The organism is Staphylococcus massiliensis (assembly GCF_043186315.1).
Taxonomy (GTDB): domain Bacteria; phylum Bacillota; class Bacilli; order Staphylococcales; family Staphylococcaceae; genus Staphylococcus; species Staphylococcus massiliensis.
On record NZ_CP171119.1, the window covers coordinates 2,377,153 to 2,394,180 of the forward strand.

A 17,028-nucleotide genomic window follows, 5' to 3' on the forward strand; every position below is an offset into this window, starting at 1 on the left:
CTATCAAAAAATTGCGAAGGATGTATAAGATGAAACAATTTAAATGGACAAATATCTTTAGAGGATTCGCTATGGGTACTAGCGATCTCATTCCTGGTGTAAGTGGTGGAACAATCGCCCTACTTCTAGGAATTTACGACGACTTCATTAACGCAGTCAGTCGCTTGTTCTCTAAAGACTTCTTGAAAAGCATTTTATTTCTAATACCAATCGGAATTGGTATGTTACTCGCGATAGGTTCTTTAAGTAAACTTATCAATTACTTACTAAGTGAACACCACGTGCCAACTAACTTTTTCTTCTTAGGATTAATCATTGGTATTATTCCTTTCCTATTAACACTTGCGAATTACAAGAAAAACTTCAAAGGCAAGCACTACGTCCTAATCTTCTTAGGTATTGCTTTATTAGTTGGATTAACATTAATGAACGGCGGTTCTAAACACGAACCTGCTCACTTAGATATCAATCTTGGATTCTTAATCAAATGTTTCATAGGTGGCATATTAGCTTCAAGTGCAATGTTACTACCGGGTATTTCAGGATCATTTATACTTTTACTTATAGGTATTTATGGTTCTGTAACGTTCGCAATTTCAGAGTTAACGTCGTTTAACTTCTCAGTATTACCTGTCATTATTGCAGTAGGACTTGGTATTTTAGTAGGCTTTGCAACAACAAGTAAGCTTATAAATTATTGCTTAACGCATCACCCGTACTTAACCTATGCGGTTATATTAGGACTTGTAATCGGTTCTATAGCTGCAATTTTCCCTGGTTTACCTACAACACCGTTAACATGGATCGTTTCAATTATTACGTTAATTGTAGGTTTTTGTATCAGTTACTTCCTCGGAAAAGAAACAGCTAAGACTGAAACAATTGATTAGACAACATTTAAAAAGCCAACGCGGTCACATCAGACCACGTTGGCTTTTTTGTTGCGTGTATACATTATTCAGTAGCAGGAATCACTGCACCGTTATATTTCTTCTTAATGAATTCTTGGATTTCTTTAGACTGTAATGCTTCTAATAGTGCTTTAGCTTTCTTAGAATCCTTTTGACCTTCTTGAACAGCGATTAAGTTCGCATATGGGTTATCTTCAGGATTCTCAAGGGCGATAGAATCTTTTTGAGGATTTAACTTTTGTTCAATCGCAAAGTTAGAATTAATGATTACAGCGTCTCCTTCACCGTTTTGATACGTTTTAGGTAAGAATTCTGCAGATTGCTTGTTGTTAAATTTAATATCTTTTTTATTTTCTACAATATCATCAAACTTCGCATCTTGAATTTTAACGCCATCTTTTAATTTAATTAAACCTTCATCAACGAAGAATTTTAAGAAACGTCCTTCTTCAGCAGGGTTATTAGATACGAATACTTCCGCACCCTTAGGTAAATCTTTTAAGCTTTTGTGCTTTTTAGAATAAACAGCCATTGGTTCTAAGTGAACATTACCTACAGATTCAATTTTATATTTCTTGTCTTTCTTCTCAGTGTCTAAATATGGTGTATGTTGGAAGAAGTTAGCATCAAGCTCTCCAGCATCTAATAATTTGTTAGGCGTCGTATAATCGTTAATTGTTTTAACTTTTAAGTCATAGCCCTTCTCTTTTAAAAGCGGTTTAGCCTCTTCTAAAATTTCAGCATGTGGCGCTGGTGAAGCACCTACTGTAATCGACTTATCATCACCATCTTTTTTAGCTTCTTTATTACCACAAGCTACTAATACAAGTGTTAACACTAATAAAAATAATAACCTTTTCATAATTAAATAACCTCCCATAAATTAACGTTTATCTATTTTTCGAGCGATAAAATCACCTGAAAATTGAATGATAAATACAAGTAATAAAATAAAGATTGTTGAAATCAAGATCACATCATTTTGATTTCGAGTAAAACCTGTTAAATAAGCTAAGTTACCTAAACCGCCTGCGCCAATAACACCCGCAATTGCAGTTGAACCAACTAAAGCGATAGATGTAACTGTAATACCTGAAACTAAAGCTGGCATTGATTCAGGAAGTAAAACTTTAAATACGATAGCCCACGTATTCGCTCCCATAGAAGTAGCCGCTTCAATAACACCTTTATCTATTTCTTTTAAAGCAATTTCAACAAGTCTCGCATAGAAAGGTGCAGCTCCAATAATGAGTGCTGGTAATGCACCAGTCGGTCCACTAATCGTTCCTAATATTAAACTCGTAAACGGTATCAATAATAGGATTAATATGATAAATGGTATCGCTCGGAATAAATTCACGATAAAGGAAACGATACTGTAGAACACTCTACTAAATGTCGATTTGCCCTTTGATGTTTGGAAAAGCAATATCCCTAAGATAAGACCGAATACAAAAGCAAATAGGGTTGAAACAACGGTCATATATACGGTTTCATATAAAGCAAGCCAAACTTCATCCCATTTAATGTTCGGCATCGTGATCATTTCTTGTACGATTTCACTAAAGCTTTTGCCCATCTTGAAGCACCTCCACTTCTACATGATGATGCTCAAACGCCTCAAGCAACGTATCAATCGAAACCGATACTTTAGGAATATGAACAATTAAATAGCCAACTTCACCTGATTTAAGATGCTTGATATGCGCCTCTAAAATATTAATAGAAACGTCTAACTGTTTTGAAATTTCTGAAATTATAGGTCGTGTTGTATTCCCATCGACGAACTTTAAATGCAATAAATGACCTTCTTGAAACGCGTCTATATATGTATGAGTTTCAATATCAGACTCTTGATTTAAATCCTTCTTAACAAAACGTTTCGTTACATCACTTTGAGGGTTCTCAAACACATCTTTAACTGAACCTTGCTCTATCACACGTCCTTGTTCCATCACAGCAACCTCATCGCATATTTTACGGATGACTTGCATTTCGTGTGTGATTAGAACAATCGTTAAGTTCTGTTCTTCCTTTATTTGAACAAGTAAATCTAGGATTTCTTCTGTTGTTTGAGGGTCTAAAGCACTTGTCGCTTCGTCACATAATAAAACTGTAGGGTCGTTCGCTAAAGCACGCGCAATACCAACACGTTGCTTTTGACCACCTGATAATTCAGAAGGATATGCATCCTCCCGGCCTTTCAAACCTACACGTTCTATCAAGTTTCGTGCACGTTGTTTTGCTTCTTGAGTCGGAACCCCAGCAATTTCGAGTGGAAACATAACGTTCCTTAAAACCGTTCGTGACCATAATAAATTAAAGTGTTGGAAAATCATACTAACCTTTTGGCGTTTCTGCCTAAGTTCCTTTTTAGATAGCTTTCCTAAATCTTCACCATCGACTAAAATTTGGCCTGATGTAGGTTGCTCTAAATAGTTAAAAAGCCGTATCAACGTACTTTTACCTGCACCAGAGAAACCAATAACCCCAAATATACTACCTTTAGGAATTGTAAGATTAACATGATCAACTGCAGTAACGTTAAGTTTTTTCGTTGAAAATGTTTTAACAATCTCTTTAAGTTCAATCACACTATCTATCCTCCCAAAGCTTACTAAATAAATGAAAAAAGCTTTCTCTTAAAATAATAAGAGAAAGCTATCTAGTATCTTTCTCTCATCTTCAGAAATCCAAAAGATTTCATGTGACTTGGCACCATATCCTAAGACGGTTGCCGGGCTTCATAGGGCACATCCCTCCACCACTCTCGATAAGAGTATTTGTCGTATTCATTTATTGTTTATAATCCTACCACCTAAAAAGCGATGCGTCAATCTAATTTTTCAAATTTTCTAACAAATTGGTAACTGATTGAAACGCATACAGTCTTTTTACTTCTTTACCGTATGACATAATCATAAGTATCGGTACTGATTGGATTTCGTGTTGTTGATTAAATTCTGGTAGTACATTCAAATCCAACTTCGTGATAGGAAGCTTTGTAATTTCGTTTGCGATATCGAGCATTCTTTCAGAAACTTTACAGGTACCACATGTAGGTGTATAACCGAATATTAAATGTTTCTCTTTGTCAAAATGCTCAGATATATTGTTCGATTGCTCTGTAACATTCATGGTACGTGTATTTTCCCTTCAAAACAAAATCTTTCTTAACTTTAAAGCCAAATCTTTCTAATCGACGTGATAAATAATGTCTAGGACAACGTGAAACTTCGTTATAAGTAGAATCAATGTAAATATGCGTACTTTCACTTAAATACATTCTAAACCACTTTCTGATTTTTTCCCCTTCTTCATCAGCATCAGCTAAGATGAAGACATCCTTGTCGTATAAATCATCAAGCATGTTATCTATTTTTTCAATACTCATCGTGCCATGAGTACAGATTATTTCAACTGATTCATTTAATACTTCTTTAACGCGTTTTTTATCTGATTTACCTTCTACAACAATTACTTTTTGAATCATCGTCATGGTATTCACCCTCTAAAAAATTATTGTCCACGTAAAAGGATTAAAAAGAAAAACTCCATGATATTATGTAATATCGTGGAGTTTAGGGCATATTATTCACCAATCATTTCTTCGTACTTTTCAGCATCAAGTAATGCATCTAATTGACTTTCATCACTTAATTCAACTTTAACCATCCATGCCTTTTCATACGGAGATTCGTTAACAAATTCTGGGCTATCTTCTAATTCGTCGTTGATTTCAACTACTTTACCAGATACTGGCGCGTATAATTCTGATACAGTTTTTACTGATTCAACGCTACCAAATGAATCCCCTTCGCTGATTTCTTCGTCAACTTCTGGTAATTCAACGAATACGATATCTCCTAATTCGTTTTGAGCGTAGTCAGTGATACCAATTAATACAGTATCTCCATCAACTTTTACCCATTCATGTTCTTTTGAATATTTTAATTCCTTTGGCACTGCCACGAAAATCCCCTCCTAAATATATTTACAATTCAATCATGCCATAACAATTCATGGCAATCAACTATTATAGCCATGTGTTACGATATTCTTCTTCTTTAAAACCAAGCGTGATTTTATCACCTAAAATCGCCATTGGTCGCTTAACAAGCATGCCATCTGATGCTAAAAGTTCTAGTTTTTCGTCATTAGATAATGTCTTAAGTTTATCTTTAAGACCAAGTTCGCGGTATTTCGCACCACGTGTATTAAATAATTTGTTGATGTCTACACCTGTTTGTTCAATAATCTCTTTGAATTCTGATTCATTAGGTGTAAATTGGATTAAATCAATAGGTTCATAGCTTACACCGTACTCTGTTAAGAATTTTGCAGCTTTCTTACATGAAGTACAATTTTGGTATTGGTAAAATTTGATCATGGCTTAAAAACCTCCTCAACTTGTTAGTTACAATATATCAAAAATTTATTAAAAATGCTCTGTTTTATAATAATTCATAAAATTATAATTGAGATTAAATTTGAAATAATCCATAAATTGAACATATTTAAAATTTAAGTGTAATCAGAAACATCCGCAGCATAACGCCTGCAAAATAAAACGTAAACAATAATCTTTATTCGCTTTTAGAAATACGTTATATTTAAACTACAATTATAGATATTAGTCAGAATATCTTTTAAGGAGTCGATATAAATGGAACCTATTAAAACAATGGATACTTTTAACGATGTTATTAAGAGCGATGCACCAGTAATCATTAAATTCGAAGCCGATTGGTGCCCAGATTGTAAAGCAATGGATATGTGGATTGATCCAATCGTTGAAAAGTACAATGACTATAAATGGTATGTTGTAAACCGCGACGAAGTTGAAGAAGCAGCTACTACTCATGAAGTAATGGGTATTCCAAGCATTTTAATCTTTAAAGACGGCGACAAACTCGCACACTTACATTCAGCAAACGCTAAATCACCTGAGCAAGTTGAATCATTCCTAGAAGAAAACTTAAAATAATGAATATAACCCTATGAACGAATTACGTTCATAGGGTTATTTTTTACAAATTAGCCTTCGAAACGAGATACATATTCATCATTTTTACGTGGCTTAGCTTTAAATTCATCCTCTAAATCTGTGAGATATAGAAAACCAACAATAGACTCATCCGCTTCAACTTTAAATAAATCTTTTACTCTCGGATTAAAGATATAATCTGGTGTCTTCCAACAGGTACCAATGCCAACTTCGTGTAACAATAGTAGAAGGTTCTGAGCGAATGCACCAACAGCTAGCATATTCTCATTATCTTCACGTTGTCTTGGATCACGTTTTGCTACAACTACTAAGAATCCACCTAAATTTGTCACAGCGTTGTAGTGGCTTTCTTGCTTATCTTCACTTTTAGGAAAAGCTATTTTACTTAATTTACGGCTCATTGCACCTAAATCATCTTTAGGTACATGCACCACGCGCCAAGGTTCTCTTAGGCAGTGATTAGGTGCATGTGTGGCAAGATTTAACGCTTCATATAATTTATCCTCATCGATAGTCATATCTCTTTTGAATTTCTTAATGCTTCTTCTATCTTTGATTGCGTCTCTTAGTTCCACTATATTCGCCTCCTACAAATGATAACTATTATCAATTATAGGGAATTTATATGCTTTTAGCAAATTGTTGATAAAACTTAAGCTGATTTTTTAGTGTTTTTACTGGAATTTGGCCAGGTGCTTGACTATCGTTTAAGCAACCATATGACAAGTAGCCACCATACATATTTTGAGCGGTACGCGTCATTATTCCTAAGTCTCCCATAGATATACCAACGACTTTAGCGTCTAGGGAATCACGTGCATGTTCTAATACTTCAAGCAACGTGAACGTATCTTTATGCGAAAGTGGCATTACCGCAATTTTCAAGATATCACCTTGTAATTGACTCATATGATAGTACGTTTTTCTAAGTACATCGCTTGATGGCGTATATTTGAAATTATGATAGGATATCAGCACCTCAATATGATGTGCTTTAGCTTTAGCGACAAGCTTTTCAAGTAGTTGCGTATTAGAACGCTCATCCCACTCTATATCAATCATTTGAAACCCAGTTAAATTCAATAAACGCTCAAGGTACGTTAAATAGTCCTCTCCTTCAAGTTGACCTTTCCCACCTTGAGCACCCGTACGATACGTTAGCAAAATGGGAAGCTCTAAATGGGCATCGCTTAATACGCTTAAATACTGATCAATACTTGATGCTTCAATATGATCAATCTGATCAATTCTTAGTTCAATAACATCAATATACTCCTCGTTAGCCTTAATATCCATAATGTCTTGATTTAGTTCATTTAAATGTTCAGGCGCTATCGTTACAGCAACTTTAGTATCCACATGTTCACTTCCTTTTTAAATTTATGTGTAAATCGCAACAAAATACACGATGTGTGTACATATTTGAAATACGTATATTAACATGATTTCCCTTGACTTCAGGAATAGCAGAGTCAAACATATATTCATTAAAAATATAATAAAAAACTCCACGATATGGGTAGGTCCTAACCAGAATGTGTAAAGTAAACTTACGATAAACATTCCTATGAACAACTGATTACGCATAAGCTTCCATAATAACAAGTATATAAATACTGTAACTTCTATAACAGGTTTGATAACACCGTAAAGAAAGACATTTTGATAGAGTTGGCCTTTTGCATTGAAAATAATAAATTGCCCATAGTAGGTCTGCATATTCGTGAAAAATAGCGTTAATATCCATAATAATTCAACGACAATAAAGGTTGCTAAAAAATAAATAAAATCATCTATTGAGATATACCGACCTTTAGGCTTAATTTCTAGAGATATGATATCGTCGTAATATAAATAAATGGCTACGAAAAAGATTATGAATACTTTAATAATAAACATTAAATTGGATGCTTGTTGAAATAGTAACAGAAAAGATTCTAAAATGAGTAGGACAACAATCCATTTCATCCAGTTCAAATTGAGCCTTTTCAAGGAAACGATGCAACTTTGAATAATTTTGAAAAGTGTCATAAGATGTTGATTCATAGAAGTCTCCTAGTATAATATAAATCGGTTTTTAATTTTAAAATTAATATAATTTTACAACACTTTAAAGACACGCGCTATAAAAACTTTATTGGACCAACCTTATTCCACCCTATCTCGCTTCAAATAACTATCTTTTTAAAGTTATTTACTGTAAAATTTACATACTAATTCGACGAAAGGAAGCATTCTAATGTTAAAAGAAGAAAGATTTAATGCAATCGTAGAACTTGTAGATCGTGACGGTACCGTGCAAGTTAATGACATTACGCAACGCTTAGGTGTTTCTGATATGACAGTAAGACGCGATTTGTCAGAGCTTGAAACTTTAGGGCTTTTAAAGCGGGTGCATGGCGGAGCTAAAAGCCTAAACGTTTATCGACCGACTGAGTTGTCTCATCATGATAAACAAATTATGAATCGTGACCAAAAAGAAGCAATCGTCCAAGAGGCGCTGAATTACATAAATGAAGATGAAACGATTTACTTAGGTCCAGGTACGACGGTACATATGCTTGCTGAAGCGATGGACTTCAAGCATTTACGTATCGTAACGAATTCTCTACCTGTCTTTGAAACATTGACATCAAAATCAAATGCGCTTGATGTATATCTATTAGGTGGCAAGATGCGTGAACGTACGCAAGCCTTTAATGGCGATATTACTAATCAAACGCTAAAGAACATGCACTTTCATAAAGCATTCTTCAGCTGTAATGCCTTGAAGGATAACGACATTATGACTGCGACGATTGAAGAAGGTCAAACTCAAGCTATCGCGATTGATAATGCTGTGGAAACTTATTTATTAATGGATGCTTCTAAAATAGGTAAAGAAGATTTCTATACGTACTATCAGTTAGACGATGTGTCAACACTGATTACCGATAAAGGTGCTAAAGACCGTCTTAAAAAATTAAAACAATATACACAGGTTAAAATCTCTAAATCAATTTAATGGCTATAGCGTCCTTACTTAAGGTTTTGAGACATAAGTCGTGAAATAGAGCCTTTAAGCTTTATTTCATACAATTCTCAAAACAGCTGACTCAAAGGGCGGGGCCCCGGCAAAGAAATTTGCGTAGCAAATTGACAAGCTATGCAAGCCGGGGCTCTTTCTCATGAACAAAGAAGCCTGAGCTTCTTTGTAAGTCCAACTACCGTATTAAAAATACGAGTTGGACTTTAGAAGACTACAGGCTCCGGCCATGCCCCAGGAAAGCATGCTGTTTAAGGGAATTGTAGTATTATGTCCCAGCTCCACTTAAGGGCGTTATAGCTTATTTTTTATCTTTTTACATGTGTTTAAAAAATAGTCAACATACCTAAACACCTATCCGTTGATTTATGTTTGTTAATGTTTTATTATAATGACGAATAAACAAAAACAAACAAAATCGATTTCCCCTAGGAGGTTATTGTTATGAAAGTAATTATAGGTGCAGATCATGAAGGTATGTCGCTTAAAGATGTCGTTAAAGCTGATTTAATCGCATCTGAATATGACGTCCAAGATGTATCAGAAACACCGGCTAACGATTTTATAGACGCAACAGTTGCTGTATCTGACATCCTTTTAAAGGATGAAGACAGTCTTGGGATTGTGATAGATAGCTACGGTGTCGGCAGTTTTATGGCCGCGACGAAAATTAAAGGCATGATTGCAGCGGAAGTATCTGATGAGCGATCAGCATACATGACACGTGAACATAACAATGCACGCATAATTACAATGGGCAAAAATATTGTAGGTGAAGGTCTTGCTAAGGCTATCGCGCATGCATTTTTAGAAGCACATTATGACGGTGGTAGACACCAAATTCGAGTAGATATGCTTAATAAAATGTGCTAAAGCATTCATTAAACAACGAGAGGAAGTTAAAATATGAAAATTGCTATAGGTTGTGACCATATCGTTACCGATACGAAGATGGCTGTTTCTGACTTTTTAAAAAGCAAAGGCCATGAAGTTATAGATGTTGGAACTTACGATTTCACGCGTACGCACTACCCAATTTATGGTAAAAAAGTTGGCGACAAAGTCGTATCTAAAGAAGCAGATTTAGGTGTGTGCTTGTGTGGTACAGGCGTTGGTATCAATAACGCAGTCAATAAAGTACCAGGCATTCGTAGCGCACTAGTTCGTGACATGACATCTGCGATCTACGCTAAAGAAGCACTTAATGCGAACGTGATTGGCTTTGGTGCCAAAGTTACAGGCGAATTTCTCATTAATGATATTATTGATGCTTTTATAAATGCTGAATATCAACCTACCCCTGAAAGTGAGAGACTCATACAGAAATTATCTGCGTTAGAGCACGCACATGATGAACAACATCAAGAAGGTTTCTTTAAAGAATTTTTAGATAAGTGGGACCGTGGTGACTATCACGATTAATAAAAAGGAGTGGCACCTATGATTTTAACCGTAACCTTAAATCCTTCAGTAGATATCAGTTATCCCCTATCAACGCTTAAAATTGATAGCGTCAATCGTGTTTCAAATGTGACGAAAACTCCTGGTGGAAAAGGACTTAACGTAACACGCGTTCTGAAACAGTTAGAACATCCTGTTATGGCAACAGGCTTTTTAGGTGGTGCAAACGGTTCATTTATTGAAGAAGCACTCCATCGCCAACAAATCAGACATCAATTTCAAGACATACAGGAACCAACACGTAATTGCATCGCCGTGTTACATGAAGGTAAACAAACTGAAATTTTAGAACATGGCCCTTCTATTTCTAAAGACGAGCAAGACCAATTTCTTCATATGTATAGAGAGATGATTCAAGATATCTCACTCGTCATTATGTCAGGTAGTTTACCTAAAGGGCTTGAAGACACGTTTTATCAAGATATGATTAAAATCGCCAATGAAAATCATAAGACGGCTATCCTAGATTGCTCGGGTTCAACTTTAAAGACAATTTTAGAGGGGCCTAACAAACCGTATTTAATTAAACCTAATATAGAAGAACTTGCTTCATTGCTTAATTTAAAATACAAACCAAGCATCGAGGACTTAAAAATGCACCTATCGAATCCAATATTTAATGGAATCAAGTGGGTCGTAGTATCGCTCGGAAAAGATGGTGTCTTTGCGAAGCATGATCAAACGTTTTATAAAGTAGATATCCCTTCAGTTGACGTGATGAATTCAGTAGGTTCTGGAGATTCAACGATAGCTGGTTTCGCACATGCGATTCATCACAAACGTTCAGATGAAGAAATACTTCGTACAGGTAACACGCTTGGCATACTCAATGCGATGTCGCCGCAAACTGGGCATGTCGACTTAGAACAATTTCAAACAATTTATGATTCTATACAAGTTTCAACAGTTCAATGACGGAGGTACAACAAGATGACTAACAATAAACAAGCTTATTTACAAAATTTAATGACACAGGACGGCATTATTAGTGCGCTTGCAATCGATCAACGTGGCGCTTTAAAAAAGATGATCCAAAGACATAAAAGCCAACCAGCAACAGATATTGAAATCGAAACATTCAAAACAATCGTTTCAGAAGAGTTAACACCTTTTGCCTCTTCAATTCTTTTAGACCCAGAATATGGTCTTAAAGCAAGCAAACATAGAGCTGATACAGCCGGTTTACTCCTTGCTTATGAGAAAACGGGTTACGATGCTACGGTACCAGGTCGCTTACCTGATATTTTAGATTTGTGGTCAGTAAAGCGTTTAAAAGAACAACATGCTGATGCTTGTAAGTTCTTATTATATTACGATGTAGATGAAGATGTTCAAATTAATGCACGTAAAAAAGCATTTGTTGAACGTTTAGGTGCTGAGTGTGAAGCAGAATCATTGCCATTTTTCTTAGAGCTAGTATCATATGATGCACAAGACAACGATACATCTACCAAAGCATATGCGCTTAAAAAGCCGCATAAAGTGAACGAGATGATGAAGGAATTCTCTCAGCCACAATATCGTGTAGATGTCTTAAAGGTAGAAGTACCTGTGAATATGAATTATGTTGAAGGGTATGCTACAGGTGACGTAGCTTATACGAAAGAAGAAGCAATGACTCACTTTAAAGCACAAAGTGACGCAACGCACTTACCTTATATCTTTTTAAGCGCTGGCGTTAGCTCTGAATTATTTGTAGAAACGCTCAAATTTGCGAAGGAAGCAGAGTCAAACTTTAATGGCGTTCTATGTGGACGTGCAACTTGGGCTAACGGCGTTGAAATATTTGTTAAAGAAGGCGAAGACGAAGCCCGTAAATGGATGCAAACTGTAGGTAAAGCAAACATCCAAGCGCTAAATGACATTTTAAAAGTTACCGCAAACCCAATATCTTAATTATTTAAATAAATATGTAGCAATTTTTTTGTTCTATAGTTGTAAATAAGTACCAAAAGGTTTCTTTTTTTACTGATGTGTACTAGAATGTCCTTAAGGGGCTTAGCCTCCTTACTTAAGAGCGTGTCTCATAGCATGAAAACACCTGTCAAATGCTATGATGTACACGCTTTTTGATTTCTAATTTGATTTTTAGTATGACATCAATTTATAAAAAGCAATGATATTCTATACGCTCAACTTTATGTATATACGCACACCTTTGAATAGTCACTGTTTCCCCTTATAAAGTTTTGCGCGTTCATAAAAGTAAAGTACGTATCAAGCCAAACAATCTAATATTAATTAGAATCTTTCCTAAACACGCATTATGACCGACAAATTTAATTTTACTTGTTTGATTTAACTTTAAGATTTAATTTACTTTAGAATGAATCATATTAAAATATAATGTTTATCTTTTTTTAAATGGGTTAATATAATACTGCCAAAATGTATTTGGCAAATATACTGTACTAAATTTCATTTTATTAATAGTAAGAACACCCAAATTTTTAACAAACTAGCATAGGAGAGATTTATTCATTATGATTCAGTCGAAAAGCCAAGAGAAAATTCAGATTCAAGATCTAGCTATTGAATGGGATTGTTTTATTACTAGTGAAAATGATTTAATCTTAGAAGGTATAGATAGAGAACAAATTCGTGAACACATCAGAGAAAAAGTTTTAGAACCTTATGCTTTCAAACATGGACAATACCATTTTAAAACGCAAGACATTAAAAGCTTAATCATCAAACAACAATTAGTGATTTAATAAGATAGTACAGTAATGACATGGTTATGTGACATAACCTTACATAAAACAGACTAAAGAAGTTGCTAAAACAAGGGGAAATGTTTTAGCAACTTCTTTAGTTTTATGAGCTCTGAATAAACTGTAATTCATAAATCGTTTCTTGCTTATGAGATCTAAACATATCAATTTTACCTACTAAATGCGTGTGTTGAACTTTACGACTTACACTATGCTTATACGTAATATGAATGTTTAAGTTAGATTCATAACCATTATCTTGGATTGTACGTTCAAGTTCATTAAAGACTTCTTCGTTAATTGGTAATAAATAACCTTCTTTACTAGGTAAGATGCTTACATATTTATTCTGTAATTCTCGCTCTTTACCAATAGAAATACTAATTTTGATTTCCTTAGCAGCACCACCACCTAGGTTGTACAGTTTTATAAAGTCCTCTTCCTTATCGTGCTTACTATCCTCTGTCGTATTTCTAAGCGTCATCCCTGACCCATTTCTAAATAGCAGAATCTGGTTGAACCCTAGTGCTGGCATAAAGTTAATACGTAGTTGATATAACTGAATTGACACAGATATTAAATAGAATAACGCCATGATAAAGGTACCTATTGAACCAATAGCAGATATTAATTGCATCTTTCTTTCACCTCCTGAAAAGCCACATTGAATTTCCAATCATAACATATTCATTATTTATATAAAACTCTTTCGTATGATAAAACCACTTACATTAAGATAACGACCACTTACTGAAAAGCTATAGCATAGAGCCGTTGACCGTGGTTTACTTAAGTTGGAGGTAATCTTATGAAACTACTAATAAAAATCAAACCTGAAATACCAGATAACGAGTGGCACATCCTCACTCAAAAACAATCCAAAGCACTCACTGATTTTGTTACTTCATTTAAGCACTTCGACTTAGAACAAACTTTAACAGTTAAATCCAATGATAAGATTTATGAAATCGAAACGAACGATATTTATAACATTACAATTGAAAATGGAAAACTTATGATTTACACACACGATCAACAGTACACCAAAAACACACGTCTTTATCAAATCAAAGAAAAGCTCGGCACTCACTTTCTTCAAATTTCTAAATCAGAAATCATCAATATTCATGCCATATATCATGTATCTATGAAGCCTAACGGCACTGTCAAAATTACATTTAAAAACGATACATTTACGTATTCATCTAGGCGTTATTTAAAAACAATCAAGGAGTGTTTACAGTTATGAAAAAAATACTATCCGGTTCAATCATTGGTATAACAGTCGGTCTCATCTTATCCATTATATTATCATTCATTAAAGATGGTAGCAATTACTATCCACTATCTATGTACTCTACTATGGGTCACATTTACTATGAACACTTAACCGAGATTCAAGTTATGGTACTTTCCGTGTTCTACTGGGCGATAATTGGTATTATTTTTGCGATAGGCGGTATCATATATGAAAAGGGTTATGCTTTACTAAAATCAACGGTATTACATTTTATACTCATGCTCGTTTTCTTCTTCCCGGTAGCTGTACTCGCAGGATGGTTTCCAATCAGCTTATATTGGATTCTAAACTTCTTAGTCATGTATCTCATTGTGTACACGATTATTTGGATCATTATATATTTCTACCATAGAAAAATCATTTATGATATCAACAAAACACTATCTTCAAAAAAATAATTCATTCACCTCGTTACTAAATTGAACAGTAACGAGGTCTTTTAATGCCTAAATGTATCAGTTTTTCCGAATAATTTGTGAAAATACATATCAAAACTTTTAGGTAAATATTGAAATCACCTATGCAAAACTTACTAAAACGTGATAGTGCAGGCGTTCAATCATAATTTGCGTGATGCAATTTACCTCATTTCTAAGAAGAATAATGAATTGTTTGAGTTTAATTAATTTTTTAATCAAAACGTGAAGTAACAATTAAGGCACGAATTTAAACATTTAGGCAATAACTGACTCAGCCCAAAAATATGATGATAGTATAAAAACTGTTAAAAATTCGAGCCAAAAGAAGCACTTCATTCATATAAAATTCAAATTCATTTCAAGGAGGGATTCTTCAAAAAGTCTTTACAAATTTACAATTAATTAACATTTAAAAGACCATGACACACAATCAATAATTACTATTTTCAAATAACAACTTACGCCCAAATACATCACGCGCGTTTAAATATAAATTTGACATATATTTACATTAAATTATCTGATTTTCTAAACAATTTCATTGATAACGTTTACAACGTTGTCACAAAGCCATTTCAACCTATCGAATTGAGCGTAATTCAAACAACTTCAATTTAATTTAAGCTCATGTAAATTTTTTCTGTGTATTATTAGGTTCTGTTGCAAAGTTAATTTTATAGTATAATTTTAACAAAAAAGGAGCGTTCTCTATGAATTATTTTAGATATAAGCAATTTAATAAAGATGTAATAACTGTAGCCGTTGGCTATTACTTAAGATACGCGCTTAGTTATCGTGATATATCTGAAATACTAAGAGAACGCGGCGTTAACGTTCATCATTCAACGATCTACCGTTGGGTTCAAGAATATGCTCCTATTTTGTATCAAATTTGGAAGAAAAAGCATAAAAAAGCTTATTATAAATGGCGCGTTGATGAGACATACATTAAAATAAAAGGAAAATGGTGCTATTTATATCGTGCCATTGATGCAGATGGTCATACATTGGATATTTGGTTACGTAAGAAACGAGATAATCATTCAGCATATGCGTTTATTAAGCGACTTATTAAACAATTTGGTAAACCTCAAATGATAATTACAGACCAGGCACCTTCGACGAAGGTGGCAATGTCTAAGTTGATTAAAGATTTTAAACTTAATCCCGACTGTCATTGTACATCTAAATATCTTAATAACCTCATTGAGCAGGATCACCGTCATATTAAAGTGAGAAAGACGAGATATCAAAGCGTCAATACGGCAAAGAATACACTCAAAGGTATTGAATGTATTTATGGTCTATATAAAAAGAACCGTAGGTCTCTTCAGATCTACGGATTTTCGCCGTGCTACGAAATTAATCACATGTTGGCCAGTTAAGAGAATACTACCATGTTAAAATGATAATTAGTTATATTTTTTCTGACTTTGCAACAGAACCATCTAAGATATGCATTGAGTTATCGTGATATATCTGAAATATTAAGGGAACGTGGTGTAAACGTTCATCATTCAACGGTCTACCGTTGGGTTCAAGAATATGCCCCGATTTTATATCAAATTTGGAAGAAAAAGCATAAAAAAGCTTATTACAAATGGCGTATTGATGAGACGTACATCAAAATAAAAGGAAAATGGAGCTATTTATATCGTGCCATTGATGTAGAGGGACATACATTAGATATTTGGTTGCGTAAGCAACGAGATAATCATTCAGCATATGCGTTTATCAAACGTCTCATTAAACAATTTGGTAAACCTCAAAAGGTAATTACAGATCAGGCACCTTCAACGAAGGTAGCAATGGCTAAAGTAATTAAAGCTTTTAAACTTAAACCTGACTGTCATTGTACATCGAAATATCTGAATAACCTCATTGAGCAAGATCACCGTCATATTAAAGTAAGAAAGACAAGGTATCAAAGTATCAATACAGCAAAGAATACTTTAAAAGGTATTGAATGTATTTACGCTCTATATAAAAAGAACCGCAGGTCTCTTCAGATCTACGGATTTTCGCCATGCCACAAAATTAGCATCATGCTAGCAAGTTAAGCGAACACTGACATGATAAATTAGTGGTTAGCTATATTTTTTTACTTTGCAACAGAACCATAATTACCCTCTGTATAAAAAATGAAATTCAAATTAATTGAATGACCTGAATCAAGAGACATTTTCAATA

The 17,028-nt window shown here is 34.2% G+C and carries 22 protein-coding genes and 1 riboswitch; of the genes, 12 read left to right on the forward strand and 10 right to left on the reverse strand.

Features of this window, described 5'->3' with window-relative positions; genetic code table 11:
• Positions 1–29: 29 nt before the first annotated feature.
• Entirely contained in the window at positions 30–890 is an 861-nt protein-coding gene (locus tag ACF3N8_RS11385; protein WP_009384900.1) for a DUF368 domain-containing protein, read from the forward strand.
• 64 nt (positions 891–954) lie between these two features.
• Here the strand turns inward: ACF3N8_RS11385 and ACF3N8_RS11390 are convergent, their stop codons facing one another.
• The 7 genes from ACF3N8_RS11390 to ACF3N8_RS11420 all read right to left on the reverse strand — a co-directional run bounded on the left by ACF3N8_RS11390 (position 955) and on the right by ACF3N8_RS11420 (position 5,301).
• On the reverse strand, positions 955–1,773 hold the full coding sequence (locus tag ACF3N8_RS11390; RefSeq protein ID WP_238093799.1) for a MetQ/NlpA family ABC transporter substrate-binding protein: 819 nt from the start codon (positions 1,771–1,773) through the stop codon (positions 955–957).
• A 21-nt stretch (positions 1,774–1,794) separates the two neighbouring features.
• Positions 1,795–2,490, reverse strand: a complete 696-nt coding sequence (locus ACF3N8_RS11395) for a methionine ABC transporter permease (RefSeq protein WP_009384904.1) — start codon at positions 2,488–2,490, stop codon at positions 1,795–1,797.
• The gene (locus ACF3N8_RS11400; RefSeq protein ID WP_009384906.1) at positions 2,474–3,505 is read right to left on the reverse strand and encodes a methionine ABC transporter ATP-binding protein; all 1,032 of its coding nucleotides are present in this window, start codon (positions 3,503–3,505) and stop codon (positions 2,474–2,476) included. The genes ACF3N8_RS11395 and ACF3N8_RS11400 overlap by 17 nt, the downstream gene beginning before the upstream one ends.
• A gap of 82 nt (positions 3,506–3,587) precedes the next feature.
• Positions 3,588–3,691, reverse strand: a riboswitch (SAM riboswitch).
• A gap of 58 nt (positions 3,692–3,749) precedes the next feature.
• Positions 3,750–4,049: a thioredoxin family protein gene (locus tag ACF3N8_RS11405; protein WP_009384908.1), complete on the reverse strand. Its 300-nt coding sequence runs from the start codon at positions 4,047–4,049 to the stop codon at positions 3,750–3,752.
• Positions 4,015–4,410 (reverse strand): toprim domain-containing protein, encoded by a 396-nt coding sequence (locus tag ACF3N8_RS11410; protein WP_009384909.1) that lies wholly within the window; start codon positions 4,408–4,410, stop codon positions 4,015–4,017. The genes ACF3N8_RS11405 and ACF3N8_RS11410 overlap by 35 nt, the downstream gene beginning before the upstream one ends.
• 92 nt (positions 4,411–4,502) lie before the next feature.
• Entirely contained in the window at positions 4,503–4,883 is a 381-nt protein-coding gene (gene gcvH, locus ACF3N8_RS11415; RefSeq protein WP_009384910.1) for a glycine cleavage system protein GcvH, read from the reverse strand.
• A gap of 64 nt (positions 4,884–4,947) precedes the next feature.
• Positions 4,948–5,301, reverse strand: a complete 354-nt coding sequence (locus ACF3N8_RS11420; RefSeq protein ID WP_009384911.1) for an arsenate reductase family protein — start codon at positions 5,299–5,301, stop codon at positions 4,948–4,950.
• 276 nt (positions 5,302–5,577) lie between these two features.
• Here ACF3N8_RS11420 and ACF3N8_RS11425 point away from each other — a divergent pair, with 276 nt between their 5' ends.
• Positions 5,578–5,898: a co-chaperone YbbN gene (locus ACF3N8_RS11425; protein ID WP_017176632.1), complete on the forward strand. Its 321-nt coding sequence runs from the start codon at positions 5,578–5,580 to the stop codon at positions 5,896–5,898.
• A 50-nt stretch (positions 5,899–5,948) separates the two neighbouring features.
• Here ACF3N8_RS11425 and ACF3N8_RS11430 read toward each other — a convergent pair whose 3' ends face one another.
• A complete protein-coding gene (locus ACF3N8_RS11430) occupies positions 5,949–6,494 on the reverse strand; it encodes a nitroreductase (RefSeq protein ID WP_009384913.1) in 546 nt (181 codons plus the stop codon).
• A gap of 46 nt (positions 6,495–6,540) precedes the next feature.
• Complete coding sequence (gene aroD, locus ACF3N8_RS11435) at positions 6,541–7,278, reverse strand: type I 3-dehydroquinate dehydratase (protein ID WP_009384914.1); 738 nt, start codon at positions 7,276–7,278, stop codon at positions 6,541–6,543.
• Between the two features lie 880 nt (positions 7,279–8,158).
• On the opposite strand from aroD, the gene ACF3N8_RS11440 reads away from it, so the two are divergent.
• From ACF3N8_RS11440 to ACF3N8_RS11465, 6 genes are all read left to right on the forward strand, one after another.
• Complete coding sequence (locus ACF3N8_RS11440) at positions 8,159–8,923, forward strand: DeoR/GlpR family DNA-binding transcription regulator (protein WP_009384917.1); 765 nt, start codon at positions 8,159–8,161, stop codon at positions 8,921–8,923.
• A 465-nt stretch (positions 8,924–9,388) separates the two neighbouring features.
• Positions 9,389–9,817, forward strand: coding sequence for a galactose-6-phosphate isomerase subunit LacA (gene lacA, locus ACF3N8_RS11445; protein ID WP_009384918.1), 429 nt, complete (start codon positions 9,389–9,391; stop codon positions 9,815–9,817).
• A 33-nt stretch (positions 9,818–9,850) separates the two neighbouring features.
• Complete coding sequence (gene lacB / locus ACF3N8_RS11450; protein WP_009384919.1) at positions 9,851–10,366, forward strand: galactose-6-phosphate isomerase subunit LacB; 516 nt, start codon at positions 9,851–9,853, stop codon at positions 10,364–10,366.
• A gap of 18 nt (positions 10,367–10,384) precedes the next feature.
• Positions 10,385–11,320, forward strand: a complete 936-nt coding sequence (lacC, locus tag ACF3N8_RS11455) for a tagatose-6-phosphate kinase (protein WP_009384920.1) — start codon at positions 10,385–10,387, stop codon at positions 11,318–11,320.
• 15 nt (positions 11,321–11,335) lie between these two features.
• Entirely contained in the window at positions 11,336–12,301 is a 966-nt protein-coding gene (gene lacD / locus ACF3N8_RS11460; protein ID WP_009384922.1) for a tagatose-bisphosphate aldolase, read from the forward strand.
• Positions 12,302–12,888: 587 nt separating this feature from the next.
• Entirely contained in the window at positions 12,889–13,119 is a 231-nt protein-coding gene (locus ACF3N8_RS11465; protein ID WP_009384924.1) for a hypothetical protein, read from the forward strand.
• A gap of 103 nt (positions 13,120–13,222) precedes the next feature.
• On the opposite strand, the gene ACF3N8_RS11470 is transcribed toward ACF3N8_RS11465, so the two are convergent.
• Entirely contained in the window at positions 13,223–13,756 is a 534-nt protein-coding gene (locus ACF3N8_RS11470) for a hypothetical protein (RefSeq protein ID WP_009384926.1), read from the reverse strand.
• 171 nt (positions 13,757–13,927) lie between these two features.
• Between ACF3N8_RS11470 and ACF3N8_RS11475 the strand changes: the two genes are divergently transcribed.
• The 4 genes from ACF3N8_RS11475 (at position 13,928) to ACF3N8_RS11490 (ending at position 16,898) form a co-directional block, all read left to right on the forward strand.
• The gene (locus ACF3N8_RS11475) at positions 13,928–14,368 is read left to right on the forward strand and encodes a LytTR family DNA-binding domain-containing protein (protein WP_009384928.1); all 441 of its coding nucleotides are present in this window, start codon (positions 13,928–13,930) and stop codon (positions 14,366–14,368) included.
• Positions 14,365–14,817: a DUF3021 family protein gene (locus ACF3N8_RS11480; protein ID WP_009384930.1), complete on the forward strand. Its 453-nt coding sequence runs from the start codon at positions 14,365–14,367 to the stop codon at positions 14,815–14,817. The genes ACF3N8_RS11475 and ACF3N8_RS11480 overlap by 4 nt, the downstream gene beginning before the upstream one ends.
• Before the next feature lie 731 nt (positions 14,818–15,548).
• Positions 15,549–16,223 (forward strand): IS6 family transposase, encoded by a 675-nt coding sequence (locus ACF3N8_RS11485; protein ID WP_002512555.1) that lies wholly within the window; start codon positions 15,549–15,551, stop codon positions 16,221–16,223.
• A 33-nt stretch (positions 16,224–16,256) separates the two neighbouring features.
• Entirely contained in the window at positions 16,257–16,898 is a 642-nt protein-coding gene (locus ACF3N8_RS11490; protein ID WP_392450451.1) for an IS6 family transposase, read from the forward strand.
• Positions 16,899–17,028: the final 130 nt, after the last annotated feature.